This window comes from Micromonospora sp. WMMD1082 (genome assembly GCF_029626175.1).
GTDB lineage: Bacteria > Actinomycetota > Actinomycetes > Mycobacteriales > Micromonosporaceae > Micromonospora.
In genome coordinates this window covers 5,468,652-5,491,150 of record NZ_JARUBM010000002.1, presented here as the reverse complement: position 1 = coordinate 5,491,150, position 22,499 = coordinate 5,468,652, and the positions used below count along the sequence as shown (strand labels likewise).

General features: G+C 71.9%; 18 protein-coding genes. 4 read left to right on the top strand and 14 right to left on the bottom strand.

The features are described 5' to 3' along the window. Nucleotides 1-66 precede the first annotated feature (66 nt). Nucleotides 67-675 carry a 30S ribosomal protein S4 gene (gene rpsD / locus O7615_RS25225; RefSeq protein WP_278180271.1) on the bottom strand — a complete coding sequence of 203 codons (609 nt, stop codon included), beginning with the start codon at nt 673-675 and terminating at the stop codon, nt 67-69. A 47-nt stretch (nt 676-722) separates the two neighbouring features. Here rpsD and O7615_RS25220 point away from each other — a divergent pair, with 47 nt between their 5' ends. Both O7615_RS25220 and O7615_RS25215 read left to right on the top strand, forming a co-directional pair. After that, nucleotides 723-1,436 carry a DUF2470 domain-containing protein gene (locus O7615_RS25220; RefSeq protein WP_278180270.1) on the top strand — a complete coding sequence of 238 codons (714 nt, stop codon included), beginning with the start codon at nt 723-725 and terminating at the stop codon, nt 1,434-1,436. Between the two features lie 40 nt (nt 1,437-1,476). Beyond that, complete coding sequence (locus tag O7615_RS25215; protein ID WP_278180269.1) at nt 1,477-2,205, top strand: DUF2470 domain-containing protein; 729 nt, start codon at nt 1,477-1,479, stop codon at nt 2,203-2,205. A gap of 23 nt (nt 2,206-2,228) precedes the next feature. On the opposite strand, the gene O7615_RS25210 is transcribed toward O7615_RS25215, so the two are convergent. Beyond that, complete coding sequence (locus tag O7615_RS25210; protein WP_278180268.1) at nt 2,229-6,443, bottom strand: HEAT repeat domain-containing protein; 4,215 nt, start codon at nt 6,441-6,443, stop codon at nt 2,229-2,231. 214 nt (nt 6,444-6,657) lie between these two features. Here O7615_RS25210 and O7615_RS25205 point away from each other — a divergent pair, with 214 nt between their 5' ends. Next, a complete protein-coding gene (locus O7615_RS25205) occupies nt 6,658-7,614 on the top strand; it encodes an SCO2521 family protein (protein ID WP_278180267.1) in 957 nt (318 codons plus the stop codon). Here O7615_RS25205 and O7615_RS25200 read toward each other — a convergent pair. The 9 genes from O7615_RS25200 to O7615_RS25160 all read right to left on the bottom strand — a co-directional run bounded on the left by O7615_RS25200 (nt 7,601) and on the right by O7615_RS25160 (nt 18,484). Next, complete coding sequence (locus tag O7615_RS25200) at nt 7,601-8,533, bottom strand: SCO2522 family protein (protein WP_278180266.1); 933 nt, start codon at nt 8,531-8,533, stop codon at nt 7,601-7,603. The genes O7615_RS25205 and O7615_RS25200 overlap by 14 nt on opposite strands. A gap of 35 nt (nt 8,534-8,568) precedes the next feature. Continuing rightward, entirely contained in the window at nt 8,569-9,498 is a 930-nt protein-coding gene (locus O7615_RS25195; RefSeq protein WP_278180265.1) for an SCO2523 family variant P-loop protein, read from the bottom strand. Next, the gene (locus tag O7615_RS25190) at nt 9,499-11,340 is read right to left on the bottom strand and encodes an SCO2524 family protein (protein ID WP_278180264.1); all 1,842 of its coding nucleotides are present in this window, start codon (nt 11,338-11,340) and stop codon (nt 9,499-9,501) included. A gap of 207 nt (nt 11,341-11,547) precedes the next feature. Next, the gene (locus O7615_RS25185; RefSeq protein ID WP_278180263.1) at nt 11,548-12,342 is read right to left on the bottom strand and encodes an SCO2525 family SAM-dependent methyltransferase; all 795 of its coding nucleotides are present in this window, start codon (nt 12,340-12,342) and stop codon (nt 11,548-11,550) included. A gap of 113 nt (nt 12,343-12,455) precedes the next feature. After that, nucleotides 12,456-13,913 carry a DUF2207 domain-containing protein gene (locus O7615_RS25180; RefSeq protein ID WP_278180262.1) on the bottom strand — a complete coding sequence of 486 codons (1,458 nt, stop codon included), beginning with the start codon at nt 13,911-13,913 and terminating at the stop codon, nt 12,456-12,458. A gap of 12 nt (nt 13,914-13,925) precedes the next feature. Beyond that, the gene (locus O7615_RS25175) at nt 13,926-14,507 is read right to left on the bottom strand and encodes a LemA family protein (RefSeq protein ID WP_278180261.1); all 582 of its coding nucleotides are present in this window, start codon (nt 14,505-14,507) and stop codon (nt 13,926-13,928) included. Nucleotides 14,508-14,596: 89 nt separating this feature from the next. Continuing rightward, on the bottom strand, nt 14,597-15,253 hold the full coding sequence (locus O7615_RS25170) for an NTP transferase domain-containing protein (RefSeq protein WP_278180260.1): 657 nt from the start codon (nt 15,251-15,253) through the stop codon (nt 14,597-14,599). Nucleotides 15,254-15,305: 52 nt separating this feature from the next. Continuing rightward, nucleotides 15,306-17,696, bottom strand: a complete 2,391-nt coding sequence (locus tag O7615_RS25165; protein ID WP_278180259.1) for a tetratricopeptide repeat protein — start codon at nt 17,694-17,696, stop codon at nt 15,306-15,308. Between the two features lie 167 nt (nt 17,697-17,863). Next, on the bottom strand, nt 17,864-18,484 hold the full coding sequence (locus O7615_RS25160) for an L-threonylcarbamoyladenylate synthase (RefSeq protein WP_278180258.1): 621 nt from the start codon (nt 18,482-18,484) through the stop codon (nt 17,864-17,866). 87 nt (nt 18,485-18,571) lie between these two features. Here O7615_RS25160 and O7615_RS25155 point away from each other — a divergent pair, with 87 nt between their 5' ends. After that, nucleotides 18,572-18,970, top strand: a complete 399-nt coding sequence (locus tag O7615_RS25155) for a hypothetical protein (protein WP_278180257.1) — start codon at nt 18,572-18,574, stop codon at nt 18,968-18,970. A 172-nt stretch (nt 18,971-19,142) separates the two neighbouring features. On the opposite strand, the gene O7615_RS25150 is transcribed toward O7615_RS25155, so the two are convergent. The 3 genes from O7615_RS25150 to O7615_RS25140 form a co-directional block, all read right to left on the bottom strand. Further along, nucleotides 19,143-19,484, bottom strand: coding sequence for an amphi-Trp domain-containing protein (locus O7615_RS25150; RefSeq protein WP_278180256.1), 342 nt, complete (start codon nt 19,482-19,484; stop codon nt 19,143-19,145). A gap of 77 nt (nt 19,485-19,561) precedes the next feature. Next, entirely contained in the window at nt 19,562-20,287 is a 726-nt protein-coding gene (locus O7615_RS25145; protein WP_278180255.1) for a YoaK family protein, read from the bottom strand. 343 nt (nt 20,288-20,630) lie between these two features. Further along, a complete protein-coding gene (locus O7615_RS25140) occupies nt 20,631-21,986 on the bottom strand; it encodes an NF041680 family putative transposase (RefSeq protein WP_347405119.1) in 1,356 nt (451 codons plus the stop codon). Nucleotides 21,987-22,499: the final 513 nt, after the last annotated feature.

Sequence of the window (22,499 nt, the reverse complement as noted above, 5' to 3'; positions counted from 1 at the left end):
TTCCGAACCGGAACCGTCAGGGCTCCGCGGCACGACGACACCGGCGGGCGGGCGTCCTGGCCGGCCTCAGCGGGAGTAGTACTCGACGACCAGTTGCTCGTCGCAGATGACCGGCACCTCGGCGCGACGGGGCAGCCGGGTCAACCGGGCGGTCAGCCCGGCCAGGTCCACGTCGAGGTACCCGGCGGGGCGCTGCGGGGCGTGGCTGCCGGCGGCCGCGACGACGAAGGGCGTCTTGGTGCGGCTGCCCTCGCGTACGGCCAGCAGGTCGCCGGGGACCAGCCGGGCCGACGGCCGGTCCACCCGCTGGCCGTTGACGTTCACGTGTCCGTGGCTGACCGCCTGGCGGGCCTGGTAGATGGTGCGGGCGAAGCCGGCGCGCAGGACGAGCGCGTCGAGCCGGGTCTCGAGGTCGATCACCAGTTCCTCGCCGGTCTTGCCCGGGCGGCGCACCGCGCGGTCGAACGCCCGGCGCAGCTGCCGCTCCCGCAGGTCGTACTGCGCCTTGAGGCGCTGCTTCTCCAGCAGGCGGACCTTGTAGTCGCTCTCCTTGGTCCGCGCGCGGCCGTGCACGCCGGGCGGGTAGGGCCGCCGCTCGAAGTACCGCACGCACTTGGGGGTGAGCGGGATGCCGAGGCGGCGGGACCGCTTGATCTTAGGACGGGACTGGTTCATCATCACCTCTCTAGTAAGGTAAGGCTAACCTAAACGGAGGTGGGACGTTGGGCAAGACACTCCCGGCGGTGACGACCGGCACCCCGGCCGAGCGGCTGCGTACGCTGCTCGCCGTCACCGACTCGCTGACCCTGCGTACGCCCCGCCACCACGCGGACCTGGTCGGCCGGCACACCGTCGCCGCCGACGGCCGCCTGCGGATGGCCCTGCCCGCCCGCGCCGAGGTGGCCCGACACCTGTTCGACGTGGGCGAGACTCCCGCGCTGATCGAGCTGACCGACCTGGCACCCCTGCCCGTACGCGACCGGGTCCGCGCCCGGGCCACCCTGACCGGCTGGCTCACCCTCGACGAACTCGACGGTGACGACCTGACCACCGTCCTCGACCTGGCCGCCGCCGACCTCGTCGACGCCGACGGCGACGCCAGCGTCGACCCGGACGAACTGGCCGCCGCCCGCCCCGACCCGCTCGCCCCGCACGAGGCCGACCTGCTGCGTCACCTGCACGAGCAGCATCCGGAGGCGATCCACCGGCTGGGCCACCTCGTGCCCGCCGAGCAGCGCGGCGGCGCCCGGCGGATCCACCCGCTGCGGCTGGACCGGCACGGGATCGTGCTGCGCCTGGAGCTGCCCACCCACCACCGGGACGTGCGGATCGCCTTCGCGGCGCCGCTCGCCGGTCCCGAGGACGCGGCGGAACACCTGGCGCGACTGGTCGGCCCCACCCCGTCCTGCCGGGCGTGCGCCATCACCCACCCGTAACCCGCCGCCCCGCGGCACGCCCTCCCCGAACGGAGCCCCCATGCAGCCGAGCCGAGCAGAGATCGCCCGTACCCTCGCCAGCAGCACCGCGCCCGCCACCGTCGTCGCGCGCCACCTGCCCACCGTCTCCGGCGTGCGGCACGGCGCCGCCGACGACGGTCGGATCCTGCTGCTGTGCCGTCGCGGCGACCCGCTCACCACGACGGCCCGCAACGTCCTCGTGCACATCGCCGACGAACCGCCGCTGCCGTTCTCACCGACCTGGGGCCGGGTGCGCGTCGGCGGCCGGGCCACCCCGTTGACCGGGGACGCCGCGCGGACCGCCGCCGACGCGGTCGCCGCCACCCTCCCGGACCCCGACCTGCTCGACGTGGGCCACGGCAGCGTCATCGTCGAGGTCGTACCGAAGCGTGTCACACTGACCGGCCGGGAGCGCGAGCTACCGGTGAACCTGGCCCACTACCGGCACGCCGCCCCCGACCCGGTGGTGCCGGCGGAGCGGCCGTTCCTGGTCGACCTGGTCGACCACCACGGCCCGCAGCTCTACCCGTTCCTGCGGCAGCAACTGGTCATCGCGGGCATCGACGTGCCCGCCGACTGTCTGCCGTGTCCACTGCGGCTCGACCGGTACGGGCTGCTCGTCTCCGTACCCGCCGGCAGCGGCACCGCGACCTACCGGCTCTGCTTCACCCCGCCGCTGCAGGGCCAGCAGGACCTGATGGACCGGCTGCATCCGGTCCTGTTCCACCACCGCTGCGACCACCACTGACGGTCTGAGGTCGGGCCGGTCGGTCACGGAAAGTCGTCCGGGCTGGTCCCGGGCAGCGTCGCCAGCAGTTGCCCGGCCAGGCCCCGTACCGTGGCGTCCGGCTGGCGGGCCAGCCGGACGAGAATCGGCCGGGTGCGGGTGTCCCCGCCGTAGTGGCGGGCCAACGCGAGCAGGGCCGTACGGCGGATCTCCCAGTCCTCGTCGTCCACCAGCCGCATCAGCAGCTCCCGCACCCCCGTCCGGCCGGCCAGGTTGGCCGCGAGCTGCTCCGCGGCCCGGCGGCGGACCTCCAGGGCCGGATCGTCGCGGACCAGCCCCACCAGCAGCACCCGGACCTCCGGATCGCTGCCGAAGTGCTCACCGAGTGCGGCGGCGATGCGGGCCCGGATCGCCGGATCCCGATCGGCCAGCCGACGCATCAGGCGCAGCGTCACCGCCATAGAGGGCGAACCACGCTCGGTCAGGCAGCACACCGCCGCGTCGAACGCCGCCGGGTCGCTGTCGGAATCGATCCGCTCCAGCAGCACGTCGGTCACCACATCGGGGCTCGCGTACGCGCTGAGGGTCTCCACGGCCGCCAGCCGGATGCCGGCGTAGCTGTCCCGACGGGCCCGCCGGGACAGCGTCTCCACCAGGCCGTCGGTCTCGCCGGCCCGGGCCAGCGCCTGCGCCGCCGCGCGCAGCACGTTCGGATCGGGATCCCGGCGGACCTGTTCGGCCAGGCACTCCCCCACCGCGACGTCGAGCGGGTCGCCGAGGCGGGCCAGGCTGCGGGTGACCCGCAGCCGGACGATCGGATCCCGTTCCTCGGCGGCGCGGCTGATCAGCAGGTCACGCGTGGCGTGCCCGAGCAGCGGCCGGCCGGTGATCAGGGCGACCGCGGCGAGCCGGACGCTGGCGGTGGGGTCCTGGCGGGCCCGCTCCAGCAGCAGTTCGCCGGTGCGGTGGTCCGGGTACGCCTCGGCCAGCGCGCGGACCGCGGCGAGCCGCACCGTCGCGTCCTCGTCGGCGCGCGCCGCCTGCGCCGCCACCGCCCAGCCGGTGTCGTCCATGCGGTACCGGTCGGTCAGCGCCGTCACCGCCGCCGCCCGCACCGACGCGTCCTCGTCCTGCTCGATCCGGTCCACCAGGCGGTCCCGGCACCGTCCGTCCGGGTCGCTCACCTGCACCAGCCGCTGCACCGCGACCGCACGGACCCGTGCGGAGCTGTCCGAACCGGCCAACTTGAGCAGCAACTCGGTGCCCTCCGCGCCGGGGCTCCCGGGCAGCAGCTCCGTGATCAGGCAGCGCCGCACCTCGTCGTGGGAGTCGCCACCGATCCGCGACAGCGCCCGGCCCCGGGCCGGCTCGCTCTGCTCGGGCACCGTCAGCAGGCAGCGCAGCGCGCACTGCACCACACCGGGGTCGGTGTCCACCGCCAGCAGCCGCTGCATCGTCTCGGCGACGCCCGGCAGGTCGGCGCAGCGCGCGGCGAGCACCGACGCGGCGGCCCGCCGTACGCCGGTGTCCCGATCCTCGGCGGCGCGCGTCAGCAGCAACCCTCGGACCTCATCGGTCAGCTCGACCCGCCCGAGGGACTGCACGGCGAGCGCGCGTACCGCGGGATCGGGTGAGCCGGCGAACTCGCGCAACACGTCCACGAGATCGGGCGCGGCACCGAAGCTGGCGACCAGCGCGCGTACCGCCGCCTGCCGCACCGCGGTCGAGCCCTCCGCCCGCGCCTGGGCGAGCAGCAGATCCCGGCAGTACCGGCGACTGCGGCTGGTGGTGTCCAACCGGCCGGCCGTCTCGGCCAGGCCGGCGACGAGCGTGATCCGCGCCTGCCGCTCGCGCCCCTCGCCGAGTTCCCGGACCAGGACCTCCTCCAGCTGTTCCTCGGCGGTGGAGAGCACGGCGGCGGACCGGGTGGCGAACGTGGAGCCGGAGCGCCAACTGGTGCGCACCCCACGGCGGCGGTACCAGTGCAGGAAGGCGGCCCGGCCGGGCCACTGCGGCCCGAGAGCCCGGATCGAGGAGAGCAGTTCCTGCTCGGTGAGCTCGACGAGATTCGGATCGTCGGCGGAGATGCCGTGCTCCACCAGCAGCACGATCTGGCGCAGCACCGCCTCGCCCGCGCCGGCCAGCCCGGCCGGCCGGGGCGCCTCCGCCACGCACTGCGCGGCCAGCACCAGGTTCCACGGTGGACTGGGCAGGTTCAGCGGGGGCCAGGGCTGGTTGACCTCGGTCGCGAGCAGGGTCACCAGGTCGTTGGCGACGTCGGCGGGCAGCGCGCTCGCCACCAGCCGCAGCACCTCCCGCCAGGACGGATCGGCCCAGTGCTCACGGAACAGCGCGCGCAGCTGGTCGATCCCCCAGGCGTCCGGGTCATGATCGAACCTGTCCACGATCTCCTCGGCACAGAAGAACTCCAGGAACGTGCGGTGTACGAAGCCGAACAGCCGCAGCCCGTACCGTTCCAGGATGAAGCTCCGCTGGCGCAGTTTGTCGATCATCGAGTACGCCATGGCGTGCGCGCGCTCGTTCTCGAAACCGTAGAACTCCACCAGGTGATCCCGGAAGATACCGGACAGTTCATCCGCTTCGATGTAGTTTCCGGCCGGCCCGGACTCCCGGCACTGCATCCAGAACGCGAGATGGCGCAACAGTCGCAGCTTCGCCTGCGGATCCAGCGGTGGCACGTCGCCGTGGCTCTCCCGCAGTTGCTTGGTCACGTCCCATTCGGAGATCAGCACGTCCGTGACGTGGGCGTAGAGCCGGCGCCGGTTACGCGGCAGCGGGCGGTCCCGGCCGACGATCGCCATGAGCATCAGCAGCAGCGGATTGCCGGCGATCTCGTGCATCGCCCGGGACTGGCGCACCACGTCGAGGATCTGCCGGCGTTGCCGGTCCGCCTCCACCGACGGGGTCGGCATCACGTAGCGGTACCAGTTGCCGAGGAACCGGGCGATCCGCTCGTCGTCGAGATCCTCCAGGGTGAAGTGGTCGAAGCCGGCGTTGGCGAAGGTGTGCCGCAGGTATCCGGCCGCCCGCGACGTGACCACCGTGCGCACCCCGGAGTACTCGTTGGCGAAGGTGGCGATCTGCGCGGCCATCTCCTCTCGCTGCGCCGGGTCGAACACCTCGTCCAGGCCGTCGAAGAGGAACAGCGCCTGACCACCCTGCCGCAGGTACGCCTCCAGCACGTCCCGGTCGATCCCGGCCAGCCCCTGCTGGTGACGGTGACCGACGTAGTCCAGCAGGCCGTCGCACCGGCCGTCGCCACGGTGGGCGGCGTACGACCGCAGCTCGATCAGGACGGGTAGGTACTGGTCCAGCGCCGCCAGCCGGGGCTCCTCGCAGACCCCGGCCAGCGCCAGCGCGAGATACCGGGCGGCCGCCGACTTGCCGGAGCCGGGATCGCCGAGCAGCACGATCGCCCGCCGGGCCGGGTCGCACACCACGTCGAACAACGGCGACGCGTCCTTGGCCGCGTACTCCTCCCAGAGCCGCTCCACGTCCCTCGGGTCCACCACGCCGGGCAGCCCGCCGCCGTCGTCGTCGCTCGGGCTGGAACCCGCCCAGCGCCACCAGGCCAGCGGCATCTCCGGTCGGGCGTCCTCGTGCACCCTCGGCTCGACGAACACATTGGACAGCCCGACGGTGAGATAACCGATGGTGGGCCGGGGCGAGACCGCGTCCAGCGGCACCGCCTGGTAGCGCAGCCGCAGTTGCTTGTGGTACTGGCTGCGCGCCGCCTCCGGCAGGTGCGTGTCCGGATCGCCGGGCTCGCGCGCCGGCGACCGGCCGCTGCGCACGTCGGCCAGCGCCACCGTGACCTTCGCCGACAGGTCGTCCACACTGGAAAAGAATGCGCAGAGGTGGCGTTCCTTCAGCTCCCGCCGCAGCGCCACGATCTGCTGCCAGTCGCCGTTGCGGTCGACCATGTCCACCGGCCACGGCGTGTCCTCGGCGAGCAGGAAGATCAGGCAGGGCTTGCCGGCGGCGAGCGCCTCGCGGTACTCCAGCTCGGTGATGGAGGACTCCTGGCCGGGCGGCCGGAACCCGTAGCGCCAGGCGAAGAGACCCACGTACAGATCGCAGCGGCGTACGTCGGTCAGGCAGCGTTCCAGCGGTGGGCGGACGTCGGCACCGTACGCCTCCATGGCGACGTCCTCGATCTCCAGGCGCCGCGCCACCGCGTGTACGGCCGCACGATATTCCAGCAGGTCCTGTTGGGTGGCCGAAATGTAGACCTTCATGGACGGCAAACTCCAGGGGTGGCTGGCGACCGCATTCCTAAAATATCAGCCGCCGTCACATCCATCGGCCCCGTGAACGTCCGCAACCCCCGGCACATATCGGCTCTCACCGCACTGTTGGGCCTATGATGGGCGCGGACGGATTCGGATCCGATCACCGACCGCGGGCCCATGCGCCTGGCGGTGTCTCCCGTGGTGCCGATGCGGAGGAACCATGCTCACGGTGGGCGAGGTGCACACCAGCCTGCTACAGCACAGCACGGCGTTGGCACAGGACCAGAGCGCCGAGGTGCTCAGCCTGGTCGAGGGCGAGGCCGTGTTGACCTCGCGGCGCCCGTCGCTCTACGCGGTGTCGCCCGACGTCCGCACCGGTGTGGACTGCTGGCTGCCCAGCGCGAAGAACCGCCAGCTGCGTGGAGTCGGCGCGGTGGTCACCCGGGCGGTCATCACCGGCGGCCGGATCGTGCAGGCCTCCTCCATCATCCAGGTCGTGGCCGGGGAGCGCCGCCGGCCGTGGTCGTACTATCTGGCCAACCCGGGCGTGCTGGAGACCGTGGGCAAGCTGGACGCCGAGGATCTGGCCAAGGGTTTCCTGCATGGCAACGCCGCCGACGTGCTGAACCTGGACGCGATCACCGGGCGGGTGCTCGACGGCGTGCAGATGTCCGACCTGCTGGACCGACGCCCGCCGCTGCGCGCGGCGCGCACCCGGCTCCGGTGGACCGCCCAGATCCATCAGCAGCCGGGCGAGGCGGCCACCGCCGACGTCGCCGTGGACTCACCGACGCTGCGCACCGTACGACTCACGGTGAGCCCGCAGGACGTACCGGCGGCGGTCGCCGGCCTCTGCGAGGATCTTGCCCTGCACGACTGGCTGCTCACCATGCTCTCCGCCCTGGTGGAGGCCGCGGTGACCCGCACCGGCTCGACGCAGGAGCACATCGAGCGACTGCGGCCGGTGCTGGAGCACCTGTTGCACCTCTGGCTGCCGGGCGCGCGGGTCGACCCCCGGCTGCGGCCGATCTGGGACCGGCTGGAGCAGGTGCCCGGGTTCAGTCGGCAGTGGCAGTCGTCGGTCAACTGGATCCGGGATCAGATCACCGTGGGCAACATGAGCATCCTGCGCGACCTGGCCGGCCGGGTGGCGGTCAACCAGCTCACTCCCCGATGAAGACGTAGCTCAGCCGGTCGACCAGCTCGTCGGGCAGCTCCAGGCCCTCACTGCCGGCCCGCCTGGCCACCTGCCGTGCCACCGCTGGTGGCACCGCCACCTGGCCGAGGATGGTCCGCACGGCCAGCTCGACCGGAAGGTACCGGGTGTCCATCAGGGTCACCGTGCGGTACCCGCAGAACGGCGCGGCGTCCGGGTTCAGCTGGACGATCGCCGGCAGTCGGTCCCACTCGGTGGGCAGCGGCTCGTCGGGGGGTAGTTGGTACGGCTGGGTGATCGTCTGGCCCCGGTGCCGCAGCACGCCCAGCCGGGTCATCTGCCAGACCGAGGCAAGCAGCGCGCAGGCCCACACCCGGCGCTCCGGCTCGTCGGACCACAACTCGACGTCGACGAAGATGGAGTGCGGGGCATCGCCGGACTGCAGGGGTGGCGACCACGGCACCGGCAGGGTCATCGCGGGCGTGTCGGCGTGGCCCGGCGAGCGTTTGCCGTTGGACAGCCAGCCCGACTCGCTCAGTGGCGGGCGGCTCCCGGTGGTGTGCCGCGGTGGCTCCACCACCAGCGTGTCGACCACCAGCCGGGCCAGTTCGACATCGTCGTGCCGGGCGAAGCTGGACTCCCGGGCCACGTAGTCCAGCACCAGGCCGTGCTCGGCCGCGGCCTGCTGCACCTGCGGAATCACCTCGCGCGGCGTGGCGAACCGGTGGAAGTAGTCGTCGACCAGGAAACAGGTGCTGATCCTGGGTTGCCGGTGCGGGCGCAACCCCCGGCGGGCCAGTGCCGGGATCGCCTGGGCCCAGTCCGCGATCCGGCCGAACTTGCGGCGCAGGTCCCGGCATCCGTCGCCGAAGTCCTCCGCGTAGACGTGCCCCAGCTCCACGGACAGGTGGGAGTACGCCACGCTCTCCGTTCGACGCACCGCGGCTGCCTCCTGAAACCTGACATCCACGCTCATCACACGGTCTCCCATGCCGTCTCGTCGAAGAGCTTCTCGGTCAGCTCCACGAAGGCATCCACGGTCTTGCCATTGGCAATCTTGGTCTGCACGTCATTGTCCGAGATCAACTGCTCGCGCCACTGCAGCAACGGATCCAGCGGCACCGTGCCGAGCAGCGTCGTCCGCCCGGTGCCGCGCCGGCGGGCCAGCTCCGCCAGCTCCGCGTCGCACCTGCGGAGGAACGCCTGCTGCGCCAGGTCGAGGTGGCCGACCTCCGGACCGCGCGAGTCGATCCTCGCGGTCCGCACGAACCGCAGCGACTCGCGTAGCCGGTCCGGTTCGTGGCCGTACTCCTTGCCCATGGCCAGGATCCCACCGGCCTCGAAGGCGAGGTCCGCCGCCGCCATCACGTGCTGCGGGGTCCACCGGTGGAAGACCAGCCAGCGGACGGTCACCTTGCGCAGCGTCCGGTTGGCGGTGGCCGCCAGCGCGATCTGGCTGGCGTACGACCGGCCGGCGCTCAGGTCGACCAGGGTCAGGTCGAACTCCTCCTCCAGGCGGAGGAACAGCTCGGCGCAGCGCCGGCCGATGTCGTCGGTGAAGCCGAACTCGCTGCCGTTGCGCTGCCCGGGCAGCAGCACCAGCGACCCGGAGCCGGTGGGCCGCTGGCGCAGGCTGACCCGCTCGGAGGTGCCCCACACGTCCAGCTGCTCCGGCGACGGGATCTCGCCGCGGAGATACCGGTGCAGGCCGCCGCCGTTCGGACCGGCGCCCTCGATCCCGTTGGTCGCCTGCGGGATCTGGAACGTGATGCCGGCCGTCGGCGAGCCGAAGTCGTAGTCCAGGTAGCAGGTGGAGCGGCCGGAGAGCGCGCTGCGGTAGGCAATGTTCGCCGCGGTCACCGAGCGCCCGGTGCCACCCTTGTGCGACGTGACGAAGACCAGCATTCAGATCCCCTCGCTGGCCTTCTGTTGGCCGGTGGTGATGTCGTTGAGCAACAGCAGCAGGGTGCTCGCGAGGGCGGCGGCGGTGCCCGGCCGCTCGTCCACCAGCGACTGTGCCCGGCGCAGGGTGGCCCGGATGCTGCGCATGGTGCGTTGCATCGACTCGCCGGCGAACGTGCCGCTCATCAACTCGCGGTCGAACACGTACTCGGCCTCGTCGATGAGATTCTGGGCGTACGTGGCGAGGCTGCCCGCCCGGGGGAACGGCCGCTCCCAGAGCAGCTCACCGGCGTTGACCAGGGCCTGCACGACTCGCTCGGTCAGATACCACGAGGGCGCCTCGGGCAGCTGCGCCAGCCCGGGAAACGCTCCGCCGGCGTGATCCCACAGCCCCCGGTGCCGGCCCTCGGGAATGCGACGCAGCAGGAGATGCTCCCACACCTCGTCGGCGAGTTCGAGCAGCTCGCTGCGCCGCCGGGCATTGTTCAGCAGCCCGGCGACGGTGGTCGCCCGCTGGAGCAGCACCGTGGAGAACTCGTTGACGTTCCACGTCATGATCGGCTTGGACGTGGCGTCGTTCAGGGTCACCTGCTTGCCCGGCGCGTGCACGACCAACGCGGGCTCCCGGGGCGAGGCACGCCGGGTGATCCGCCCTCGCTGGGCCAGTTCCACCAGGACGTTCGCGATCCGCCCGAACTCCTCGTCGCCGCCGCGCCCGCTGGCGACCAGGCCCTTCACCGCGAGCGAGGTGGCCTGCAGGGTGTAGTAGTCGGTCCGGTCGCCGTCGGTGGTCCGCCAGGGAATGTCCTCGATCGGCCATCGACGCCGGTTGCCGAAGGTCGCCACCGCCGCCCAATACCTGCGGGTCAGCTCCCAGCGCAGTTGCAGGATCCGGAACAGTCGCTGCTGTTCCTCGTTGAGCAGGCCGAGCAGGCGGGTGCGCTCCGAGTTGAGATCGTCGATGGCGTCCACCGCGATGACGGTGAAGTAGAGGTAGGGTGCGTTCTCCGCCGCGCCCTCGCGCTGCGGACCGATCGGCTCGCTCGTCGAAACCTCGTCGGCACCGGCGATGGTCCCCCACGACCAGCCGCACTCGAAGAGCATCTCGCTGTTGTCCAGATCCTCCGTCACCTGACCGGATCCGACCACGACGTTGCGCAGGCTCGCCATGGTGTCCCGCAACTGCTCGCGCAGCGCGGCCACGACCTCGCGGCGCGGCAGCTCGTCCTGGTTGACCATGTCGCACAGCCGGATGCCGAACTCGTCGGTGGCGGCGAAGACGGAGGTGCTGAAGCTGCGCAGCAGCCCGACCATGGCGGCGGTGAGCCGCACGCTGGCCATCTCCTCGAGCTCGTCCAGCTGGGCCCGCAGGTCGGCCCGCTGGGTGGAGCGACGATAGATCTTGGCGAAACCGATGGTGGCCAGGGTGAGCGTGACGGACACCGCGAACGAGTCGACGACATCCATGGAGCGCTGGTCCTCGGTGAGATCCGGACCACCCTCCACCGGGGTGAGGTAGGTGCCCCCGCCGAAGGTCGGCGCGCCACTGTCGTCGGTGTAACGGACGAAGTAGTCAGTCATGATCTTGACCAGTCGGCGCGGAATCTCGATCGCACCGCCGATCGAGCCGAGCGCCTCGACGACCTCCTCGTCGATGCGGTCCGGATCGTCCAGTGCCAGCACGGGGATCTTGGTCGCCGGCAACAGCAGGGTCAGCAGTTGCTCCGCGTCGCTGATGGAATTGGATCCACTCCGGCCGCCCCAGTGCCATTCGCCCTTCTGCCAGCAACTGCGCACCGTCGCCCGCCAGATGTCGATGACCTCCTGGCGCGGCTGCATCCGCATGGTTCACCACCGTCCGCTGTAGTCGTCGAAACGGAACTGCTGATGTCGCCCCGCACACGATGATCCACGATGACGTGCACCCACCATCGTATCCCTGTCGGAGCGTCGCCTGAACGGCCGCGCGTACCAGATGTTCCGGGGAAACCGGACAGTCGAGTGTCCCGTCGGGAGTGGCGCGGCGAGCCGCCGCGAGCAATCCGCGCGGCGCTAGCCGCGACTACGGCCGGTGACCAACAGCATGCCCAGATACCCGTCCCGCAGCGACGGCGTGGGCCGCACCTCGTACATGTCCACGTCGTACGCGCCGGCCGCGACGCTCGCCACCACCTCCGCGCGTTGCAGTTCCACGGCCGGGAACCAGCGCTGGCCGACGCGGTAGCCGTTCGAGCCGAGCATGAACGCCGCGGCAAAGGGTGAACCGGGCCGCAGCGCGCCGAGGAACCGGCCGATGGCGTGCTCGGATTCCGCCCGGTCCGCCGAGATCGAGCAGGCCACGAAGAACATCGTGCCGGCTCCCCAGGCATGCCTGGGCAGGTCGAAGACGCTGAGCTGCACCACCCGACCCACTCGCGCCAGGTGGCCCCGCGGATCGGCCAGCGCCGCGTACGCCGGGTGCTCCGCGCACACCTGCCAGTACGCGTCCCAACACTCGTCGTAGCGGTCGATCTGGCCGCGCAACCAGCCCACATTCGCCGCGGACCATTCGCACAGTTCCACGCTCCGCGCGAATGGCAGAAGGGCCAGTGCCGGGTAAAGGTTTGCGCCGGATCCCACGTCGACACAGCGCACGTGGGAAATCTTCGCGCCCGCGAAGAAGTCTCTTATCCGACAGAGAATTTCGTGATCATCGGCGCGCAGTAGGGAGTAGTTGTGCTCGACGTAGGCGCCAGGGTCGAAGCCATCCCACTCGACCTCGGAATTCACCGGTTTCGGGGATTCAGCTCGTGGCGGCGAGGTCGAGGATCCACTGCAACCTGTGCCAGCCGCCGGAATCAATGCCATGGAGGCGCCTCCATTGAAGTCGGCGGATCACTGTGGTCCTTGCTCCGACGCGCTCAGCCCGTTGCCATTATGCATCGAACGCGATACCGACTCGCAAGTGGTGACGCCGGTGCCTACCCGGCCGGTGGCATCGGATCGGGTTCGGCGACGGCCGACTCCGCCAGCCGTCGTGAACGGCCGTGCCCGATCACCGACAGGCCGACCACCCGGCGACTCCAGGGGCGCACCCTGATCGTCACGGTGTCACCGTCGTGGCAGCTCTCCGCCCACCGGCTGGGCAACCCCCAGGCGGTGGTCCGCTCGTCGGTGCCGTCGTCGACCGCCAGGTAGTGCAGCCACGGCCGGGCCGGCTCGTTCTCGCCCTGCGCGGAGGTGCGCCACACCTGCACCCAGAGCACCTCGCCGGTGATGCTGCGCTCGGTGACCAGGTCGGTCAGGCCACGGACCAGTGTGTAGACCCCGGAGGCCAGCACCAACACCGCGAGGACGACGACGCCGTCGACCACGAGGGTCACCGCCCGCTCGGCCCGGTCGGCCGTGGCGGGTGGCAGGTCGACGGCGCCACCGAGGACGTGCAGCAGGAAGGCGCCGACCGCGATGCTGATCACCGCGCTCAGCAGGAGTCTCGGCACCGTCCGGCCGTAGCGCGGCAGCAGGCGCGGGTAGCGCACCCGCACCCGGTGCCAGGTGCCGCCGTACGACGACCAGACCAGCGTCCGGTCGCCCATGCCGAGGTCGAGCACGGCGCTGGTCAGGCGGGTCGCGCCGACGGCGGCGCCGTAGCCCAGGTAGCGATCCCAGATCGCCACCGAGGCCGGCGGCAGCTCGTTGAACTGCTCGTGCCCGCGCAGCCAGTCCCGGACGCCGAGCCATCGCGCCGCCGTCTGGCGGCCGAGTTCCGTGTCCCGTTCACCCGGTGACACCCCGGCGATCGTGGCGAGCGCGGCGAACGTGATGAAGCCGGCGGCCAGGCCGGGGTTGTCCTCCGTACCGTGCCAGATGCCGTAGTGCAGGGCGGCCAGGCCGACACCGACCGCGGCGACCACCGCGAGGGCGACCAGGAGGGTGGTCACGGCCGGACCGAAGCGCCGCCGCGACAGCCCCGCCGCCCGGGCATCCGCGACCACCTGGGCGCGCAGCCGCCGGTTCCACGCCCTGGCCTGCGTCGGGTCGCGGAAGGTCAGTGCGGTCAGTGGCAGCACGCCGTTGACGGCGAGCCCGCGTACCCGGTCGAGCACCCGCCGCTCGTACGGCCGCAGCCTGCCCTCGTCGGGCGGGGTCGGCGGCAGGTGCAGCGTGGTCTGCATCGGATCGTCGCCCGGCTGACGCAGCTCGACGTGACCACGGGCGGCGAGGTCGAGCAGCGTCGACTCGACCGCGTCCTCGGTGACCGACCAGCGGTTGACCAGCAGGCTGACCAGGGCGGGCGGTTCGGCGCCGAGTTCCGGGGTGGCGGGCGCGGGCACCGGCCGGGACGGTCGGGTGCTCACCCGGACGATGCCGTAGACGAGGAACCAGGCGCCGAGCGCGACCGCGCCCACCGCCACGTCGAACAGCAGGCGACGGTCCATCATCGGCTCCGGTCAGAAGCGCACCTGGACGGCGGCGCGTTCGCCGTCCAGGGCCCCGAAGAAGTCCACCGTCCGGAACCCGCCCAGGCCGGCGACGAGGTTGGTGGGAATGGACTCCACGGTGGTGTTGAACGTCTGGACGGCACTGTTGTAGAACTGCCGCGCGTACGCGATCCGGTCCTCCGTCCTCGCCAGCTCGCCCTGCAGGACCGCGAAGTTCTCGCTCGCCTTGAGATCCGGGTATGCCTCGGACAGCGCGAACAGCCGGCCGAGCGCGCGGGTGAGGGCGTTCTCGGCGCCGGCCCGGTCGGCCACGTCGGCGGTGCCCGCCGCGGCGATCGCACCGCTGCGGGCGGCCACGACGGCCTCCAGCGTGCCGCGCTCGTGGACCGCGTAGCCCTTGACCGTCTCCACCAGGTTGGGCACGAGGTCGTGCCGGCGCTTGAGCTGCACGTCGATCTGCGCCCAGGAGGCCCGCACCTGGTTGCGCTGACGCACCAGGCGGTTGTACGCGATCAGCGCTCCACCGATCGCGACCGTCACCAGCAGGCAGAACAGCCCGCCGACGACGCCCACGACGACGCCCCTGCCCATCCGTGCCCCCGAACCACCGCCAGCATCCCGATGGGCATGAGCATGCGGGCCCGGACCCACCGGCCGCAATCAGGTGAACGGTTGCCGGGTCAGCCGCCGGTACCCCCGGACGAGGCGGTGCTGCCCGCGGCGCCGCCGGCCGGGAAGCTGGCCCGGTCGGCCTCGGTGTCGACGTCGCCGCCGGTGGCGACGTCGCCACACGGTACGACCCGCAGCTGCGCCACCCGCTCCCGCAGGTACCCGCGGGCACCCGCGTCACCGGCGGCCGACGCCGCGACGCCGGCCCAGTGCGCCCGGCCGAGCAGGACCGGGTGACCACGCCCGGTGCCATAACCGGCGATGGCGAGCGCGTCCGGGGCGGCGAGCCCGGCCAGCCGGCGTACCGCCTCGGGGGTGACACCCGGCATGTCCACCAGGAGCACCACCGCGGCGACCGCTCCGGCCGGCCGGAGCGCGGCGAGACCGGCCCGCAGCGAGGAGCCCAGCCCGGTGGCCCACTCGGGATTGTCGATCACCATCGCACCGGCGAGGTCGGCGCGGGCACGAACCTCCTCGGCCGCCGCACCGAGCACCGTCACCACCGGACAGCAGCCGCCGACCCGTGCGGTGACCACCGCACGTTCCACGAGCAGCCGGCCGCCGAACTCCACCAGCGCCTTGGGACGCCCGTAGCGCCGGCCCGCTCCGGCGGCGAGCACCAGAGCGGCGACGGGTGTGCCATGCCGTGCCGCCGGTCGCGCGTCCACCGTCGCACGCTAACACCGGGCGGACCTCCGGCCGGGGCGTACGCGATGCGGTCTAGTCGCCGGCGGAGCTGCTCAGCTCGGCGAGGGCACGGCGGGCGCGGTTCTGCTCCTCGGGCCGATCGATCTCCGTCGCCAGGGCCAGGGCCTGCGCGTGCCGGGCGATCGCCTCGTCCCGCGCGCCCTGCCCGGCGAGGGCCCGACCGAGCCCGTTGAGCACGCAGGTTTCGCCGTACCGTTCGCCGATGTCCCGGAAGAGTGCGAGGGCCGGCTCATAGCAGTCGACGGCGTCCGCGAACCGGCCCAGTGTGACGTAGGTGTCGCCGAGGTTGTTCAACGCGGTCGCCTCGCCGCCGAGATGCCGCAGCTCGCGGAAGATGACCAGGGCGCGGCTGTTCTGCTCGATCGCGGCGGCGGGGCGGCCCTGCCGCTCGTGGGCGGCGCCGAGGTTGGTCAGGGTGTTCGCCTCACCGACCCGGTCGCCGATCTGCACGAAACGGTCGAGCGCCAACTCGTGGTAGCCGCAGCAGCGCTCCCACTCCCCCACCGACATCAACAGCACGCCCAGGTTGCCCAGCACCCGGGCCTCACCACGAACGTCGCCCGCCGCGCGGAACAGCGGCAGCGCCCGCTCCAGATGCCCGACCCCCTCCGGATTGCGGCCCAGCTGCCAGCACACCACGGCGAGGTTGGTCAGGGCGGTGGCCTCGGCGACGCCGTCGCCGAGCAGCCGGGCGGCGCGCTCCGCCTCGGTGTGCACGGTGATCCCGTCGCCCGGATATCCGCCGTTGTCGAGATAGGCGTACAGGGTGCCGGCCAGCCACACCGCGTGTTGCGGCCAGCCGTGCCGGGCCGCGTGCACGCAGACCGCCACGAGTGTCGCGCGTTCCGCGTCCAGCCAGCGCAGCGCCGCCCGGGGTTTCTCGAGCCGCGGGCCGGCCGGGGAGCGCGCCGGCAGGGGCGGCCGCCGGTGCCGCTCGGCCGGGTACAGGGCGTCCATCGCCGCCGCGGCGCTGTGCAGGTAGTGGTCGAGGAGGCGGGTCAGGGCGGCGTGACGATCCGCGGGCCGGTCCTCGTCCCGACCGCGCTCCCCCGCGTACGCCCGGACGAGGTCGTGCAGCGCGTAGCGGCCGGCGACGGGCTGCTGGACCAGGTACTCGGCGGCGAGGTGGCGCAGGTGCGCCGCGGCGGTGGCCGCATCCGTGTCGAGCAGGGCGGCCGCGCCGTGCTCGTCCAGATCCGCGCCCGGGTGTACGGCCATCCGCCGCAGCAGCGTCTGTCGCTGCTCGGGCAGGTGCTGGTAGGACAGGTGCAGCGCCAGCTCCACACCGGTGTCAAGCCGGCGGTGGCGGTGGCGCTCGTCCAGCCGGTCGGCGTGGTCGGTCACCGTCCACCCGGCCCGCGTCGCCATCTGACCGGCAACCACGCTGAGCGCCAACGGCAGGTGCCCGCAGCGCAGCGCGACCCGCCGATGCGCCGACGGGTCGGCACCGACCGCCACCCCGGGGAGCGAGCGGATCAGCAGTTGCTCCGCCTCGTCCGGGGTGAACAGGTCGATGTCGAGGTGCAGCTCCGCGTCGAGGTCGGCGAGCCGGCGGCGGGAGGTGACCAGCGTCAGGGTGCCGGCGACGCGCGGCAGGAGCGGGCGTACCTGCGCCACGCCGGCCGCGTTGTCGAGGACGATCAGGACGCGCCGGCCCGCGAGCCGCTCGCGGAACGCCGCCGCACGCTCCGCCAGGCCGTACGGAATCTCGTGGCCGGACATGCCCAGCAGGCGTAGGAAGCCGTCGAGGACGGCGGCCGGCTCGGCCGGGGGCTGCCCCGGATCGGGGTGGAAGCCACGCAGGTCGACGAAGAGCGTCGTATCGAATCGACCCTCGTCGACCAGCAGCTGGCCGGCGTGTACCGCGAGTTGGGTCTTGCCCACCCCCGCCATCCCGGCGAGCACGCAGAGCCCCGACCCGGGCCCGGCCGCGCCGCGGGTCGCCGGATCCGGTCCGCCGGTCACGGCGGCCAGCCGCCGCAGGCGATCCAGCTCCACCTGCCGGCCGATGAAGGTGCCCACATCGCCCGGTAGCCGGTCGAGCACCCGCACCTGCGCAGCCGCCGCCGTCTCGGCGAGACTCACCCGCAGCGCCTGCCGCCAGTGGGCGAGGTAGCTCTTCTCGTCATGCAGCGCCCGCACCACCGCGAGCACCAGGTCGCCGTTGATCCGGCGGCGTCCGGTCTTGAAGCAGTCCACGACCGTGCCCCGGCGGGCCTGCTCGCCGGCGGGACGACCGTCGGCCCGCCACTGCTCGTTGACCCGCCGGGTGATCGTCTCGTACGACGGGTCGCCGGCCCAGAGCTTGAGCGCGCGCAGGCAGCCGACCAGCTCATCGAGACTGTGGGCCGGCCCCGGGTCGGGCGGGCCGACCGCCGGCCCGCCGGACACATCAGCCTTCATGACCAACCCCCGAAGAAGGACGACAGCAATCGATAACAGTGTCCCTCATACGGATTCGTTTGGACTTCGCCGGCCGGCGGTGCGGTCATGCTGAGATCACCAGGGGTGATGGCCCGCCATGGGAACGGGGGCGTGGCGGACCATCACCCTCCGTGGCAGGACGGGGCCTAGGCGAAACGGGCCGGATCGCCGGCGCCGACGCGGACGATCTCCGGCTCGCCGTCGGAGAAGTCGACCACAGTGGTCGGTTCGGTGCCGCAGTCACCCGCGTCGACCACCGCGTCGACCGCGTGGTCGAGACGTTCCTTGATCTCCCAGCCGTGGGTCATCGGCTCGTCGTCGCCGGGCAACAGCAGGGTGCTCGACAGCAGCGGCTCCCCCAGCGCGTCGAGGAGCGCCCGGGTGACCGCGTGCGCCGGGATGCGTACGCCGACGGTCTTCTTGCGCGGATGCAGCAGGCGGCGCGGCACCTCCCTCGTCGCGGGCAGGATGAAGGTGTAGCGGCCGGGGGTGGCCGCCTTCACCGCCCGGAACACGGCGTTGTCGAGCTGCACGAACTGGCCGAGCTGGGCGAAGTCGCGGCACACCAGCGTGAAGTGGTGGCCGCTGTCGAGGTGGCGGATCTCCCGGATCCGGTCCATGCCCTCCTTGTTGCCCAACCGGCTGCCCAACGCGAAGCACGAGTCCGTCGGGTAGGCGATCAACCCGTCTCCGCGAACGACGTCGACCACCTGACCGATGGTGCGCGGTTGCGGATTGTCCGGGTGCACGTCGAAGTACCTCGCCATGGGCCGAAGATTACGCCGCCCCGCACCGCTGTCATCTTGCCGACAGTGCGCCACGTACGCCATACGTCGACGCTCATCGTTGTCCGTATGGTCGTACGCGCTTCCGGCGGCGGCTACGGGGACATGCTCCGGCCCCCGGCGACGCCCACCCCGGTACGGCTCACCGTGCTCGCCTTCGCGCTGCTGTCGCTGCTGTTCGCCCTGGCGACGGTGCACCGGCTGCTGGCCGAGACCGGCTCGCTCGGCGCCGTCGCCTTCTTCGCCGTCATGGCCACGGCGTGCGGGCTGGTCGCGGTCAGCCTGGCCGGCCGCCGACGGTGGGCGCCCTACCCCGCGTACGCCCTGGCGGGCCTGTTGGCCACCGCCTCGCTCGGCCTCTTCGGCGCGATCACGATCGTCGGCCTGGGCCTGCTGGCCGGGGTGGTCGGTGCCCTCAACACCCGGGCCGCCCGGGACTGGTTCGGCGGGCGCCGCCGGCTGCGGTGACCTCCTCCGGAGTCCGGGCCCGCGACGGCGCCCGGGCGGTGCCCGAGGGTCCGCCCGGGATGGTCACGGCGGGCCGGCGAGCCCCGCTACGCGGCGGCGGGCCGGGCATGACCCGCCACGCTCCGGCGGGCCGGGCATGACCCGCCACGCTCCGGCGGGCCGGCGTGCTCCGCTACGCGGCGGCCGAGCCGGTCACCTCGGGCTCCTCGTCGGCCTCGATCGCCGCAGCCGTCTCCGGCTCGGTCGCCGGGGCCTTCTCCGACTCGGTCGGGGTCTTCTCCGGCTCGGCCGCCGGGGTGGCCCTCGGGTTGACCCAGGAGAACTCGATCTCGATCGAGAACTCGTCGGCGCCCTCCTGCTCGATCTCCAGCTCGCAGTGCACCTCGTCGGCGACGGTGATCGTCCCCGCCGCACCGTAGAAGACCTGCCCGGTCTCCAGCTGGCTCGCCACCTGACGCAGCCAGGCGGCCAGATCCGCGCGCGACACCGTCCGGTCGTCCTCGTAGATGTCCATCCCGCAATGCTGACATCCACAGCGGACGTCCGGCGAGCAGGGGTGCGATGCGGGCGCGGCATCGGGACGAGAGTTTCTCAGCCCGGCCGACCCGCCGCCGGACCGGTGCCACCCACGTCCGTCCCGGACGGCGCGGCAAGCTCCCGCCGGCGTACTCCGGCGGCCAGCGCGGTACCGATCGCCAGCGCCACGCCGGCGGCCAGCAGCGCCGCCGACCCGCTGACCCACAGGATCAGGATCGCGGCGACGAGAGCGCCGGATCCCAGCGCGACGACCGCGCCCACCCGCCGGGGCCACGCCTTCCCGGTGCCGCCGGCGATCCGGCTGTCGGCCGAGAGGTTCACCAGCGTCGACGTGATCACCACCGTGGAGAGGTCCCGGATACCGATCTGCCGGGCCACCGCGGCCTGCGCGCCCAGCACCACGGCCAGCAGTCCGGTCGTGATCAGCGCCGCGACCCCACCCGGTGCGTCGACGGCTGTCCAGAACCCGGCCAGGGCGAACGTCAGCGTGGTGCCGCCCGCCAGCACGGCCAGAGCGGAGCGGGACAGCTTCGCCCGCCCGGTCGCCCGCGCGGTCAGCCGACCGGTCAGCACCGCGCCGAGCATGAAGGCGAGCAGCGCCAGCACGTTGTTGAGCACGGGAATGTCCGGGGCACCGGCCAGTCCGAAGCCGATGAGCAGGACGTTTCCGGTCATGTTGCCGGTGAAGACCTGATCCAGGGCCAGGAAGCTGACCGCGTCGATCGCCCCCGCACCCACGGTCAGCACCAGCAACGGCACGTCGTACGTCCTGATTGTCACCCTTGAGAGGCTCGCAGAGGACCGGCCCCGGCACGTCCGTTTGGCGGCGTCGACGGGCTGTCGGCCAGGTCACCCCACCGCCCACCGGCGACCGCACATCCCATGGACCACCAGCTCGGGCACGGAACGGGCCAGCCACCCTCCCAGCTGGCTCCGCAGGCCGCACTCACCCACCGATGCGGTTTCTCCACCAGGCGAAGCGCGCAATCTTGGACAGTTTCCGTTCGCGCGGAACGGAAACTGTCCAAGTCACCCGGTCTCTTCGGGACGCCGCGCAGGCGCGAAGAGGGCGCAAGATCCGCACAGTTTCAGGGCTACTGCTGCCTCAACTTCGGTTGGCGATTTAACGCTTCGTGCGTCTGCGTCGCTTGATGATCGTTTTGTGGCGTGGGGTTGGTTGCTGGTTGCGGCTGCCTCTTGGTCGTCCTGGTCCTGGTCGGGAGGGTTTCGGCGGCTTGGCTGGTGTGGGTAGGTGTGGGTGCAGGCTGCGGAAACCTCGTCGGACCCGGTAGGGAGTCAGGGTGGTGGTGGTCAGGGGTCGTTCCCAGGGCAGGCGTTGGTCGGTGATCAGGGTTCGGGCGAGGCGGAGTTGGGTGTGTGCCGCCGCGACGATCCAGGTCCACAGGTCTGCTTGGCTGGGATGACGCACTGCTGGGGTGGTCCAGGCGAGGTGTTGTTTGATGAACCGGTTGGTGTGTTCGATGGCGAATCGGCGTAGGTAGGCCCGCCAGATCAGGTCAAGATCGATCGGGTCGGGGCCGGCGGTCCACAGCCACAGGGTTTGTGGGGTGCTGGCCTCGACGGTTCGGGGCAGGCTGATCCGTACGACGGTGCCGCGGATGATCGGGGCGGCCAGACCCTTGGTGTTCTTCGCTGCCCACCGGCGTCGGGGGCCGGGTTTGGGGTGCAGCCCGGTCCATGCTTGGACGTGGATCGGGCCGTGGGTGTCATCGACGGTGTGCATCTCGTGGGTGGGGTCCGGCCAGGTCGTGGGGTCAGCGCAGGCGAATCGATCGCCATGCTGTTTGGGTCGGCCGGGACTGCCGGGGGTCTTGGCCGGCGGGTCGGCGTAGAAGACCCGGTCCCGGCGGATGCGTCCGATGATCCGGGCAGGGGCGTGGGGATCGGACGCCACCCGAGCTGTCGCGGTGATCGGGCAGTAACCGGCGTCCAGGCAGAACACCGGCACCACACCCGGCCGCCGGCGGGCCAAGCCCCGCACCACAGCGCTCATCTGGCCACACGCCACCTCGGTGGCGTTGTCCTCAGGGTCCACCCGCACGACATCGACCGGCGCCGTCCAGGAATCCGGCGTCGCGGACACCTGACAAACCCACTGATACGCCCACCCCGGCACCACCCGCCCCCGCCGATCGCCACCCGGATCAGGCACCCGACACATCCCCCGCCGCGGCGAACACCCCGCCTCCGGACGCGGCCACGCCGTCACATCCACCGCGAACACCGGCCACCACCCCGGCAGAGCACCGATCAGCAGATCACGCACCGCCGCGACGTCCACCCGCCCCCTCGACAACGACGCGTACACACTGCCCCACCCCCGACGCAGCGCCGGCTCCAACGTCAGATACGGCAACGACGCCAACGAACCCGGCGTGGTCAACACCGCATCCGTCACCTCGAACAACGTGTCCGCCCACCGCGTCAAACACTGATACCAACCCTGACGGAACTCCACCAACCGGTGACGCTCACCCCCGGTTGCTTCCCCACCCACACCCGCATGACCCACAATGACAGCCACGGCCACCGCCCCACATCGAAGATCTTGGTCGATCCCGATGATCAGGCGGTGGCCGCCCCACGTCACGCCAACACACCGAACGAACCACACGCCACCTCCACCACCCCCAACCCACGAGTTAAATCCTCAGCTTCGGCCGAGGCAGCAGTATCAGGGAAGTTGCGCGGATCATGAACCCGGGCCGGGACGTTTGTCGCCGTTGCGCTGTGGTGGGCTCCCTCTACCGGTCAGATCTCCTATTGGATGCCGACGAAGAGACTGCGCGCCGGCGGCACCTGCCGCCGGAACGTCGTCCGTTGCGTGGGTTGAAGCAGAGCAAGGGGCTGGCGAGGTGAATCGGGGGGAGGGCGGGAGGAGGGCGACCCAGGTGGCTGGTGGCGTTGTCGAGTCCGGCCGGGTCCATGGCGCAGGGACTTGCTCGACCGGCGTCGTGCTGGTTAGGTATGC

Coding starts and splice junctions, on each gene's coding strand:
- O7615_RS25190 (WP_278180264.1), bottom strand. CDS start 11,340: ATGCGGATGCAGCCGCGCCAGGAGGTCATCGACATCTGGCGGGCGACG.
- O7615_RS25215 (WP_278180269.1), top strand. CDS start 1,477: ATGCAGCCGAGCCGAGCAGAGATCGCCCGTACCCTCGCCAGCAGCACC.
- O7615_RS25205 (WP_278180267.1), top strand. CDS start 6,658: ATGCTCACGGTGGGCGAGGTGCACACCAGCCTGCTACAGCACAGCACG.
- O7615_RS25175 (WP_278180261.1), bottom strand. CDS start 14,507: ATGGGCAGGGGCGTCGTCGTGGGCGTCGTCGGCGGGCTGTTCTGCCTG.
- O7615_RS25155 (WP_278180257.1), top strand. CDS start 18,572: ATGGTCGTACGCGCTTCCGGCGGCGGCTACGGGGACATGCTCCGGCCC.
- O7615_RS25165 (WP_278180259.1), bottom strand. CDS start 17,696: ATGAAGGCTGATGTGTCCGGCGGGCCGGCGGTCGGCCCGCCCGACCCG.
- O7615_RS25160 (WP_278180258.1), bottom strand. CDS start 18,484: ATGGCGAGGTACTTCGACGTGCACCCGGACAATCCGCAACCGCGCACC.
- O7615_RS25180 (WP_278180262.1), bottom strand. CDS start 13,913: ATGGACCGTCGCCTGCTGTTCGACGTGGCGGTGGGCGCGGTCGCGCTC.
- O7615_RS25195 (WP_278180265.1), bottom strand. CDS start 9,498: ATGCTGGTCTTCGTCACGTCGCACAAGGGTGGCACCGGGCGCTCGGTG.
- O7615_RS25210 (WP_278180268.1), bottom strand. CDS start 6,443: ATGAAGGTCTACATTTCGGCCACCCAACAGGACCTGCTGGAATATCGT.
- rpsD (WP_278180271.1), bottom strand. CDS start 675: ATGAACCAGTCCCGTCCTAAGATCAAGCGGTCCCGCCGCCTCGGCATC.
- O7615_RS25185 (WP_278180263.1), bottom strand. CDS start 12,342: ATGGCATTGATTCCGGCGGCTGGCACAGGTTGCAGTGGATCCTCGACC.
- O7615_RS25150 (WP_278180256.1), bottom strand. CDS start 19,484: ATGGACATCTACGAGGACGACCGGACGGTGTCGCGCGCGGATCTGGCC.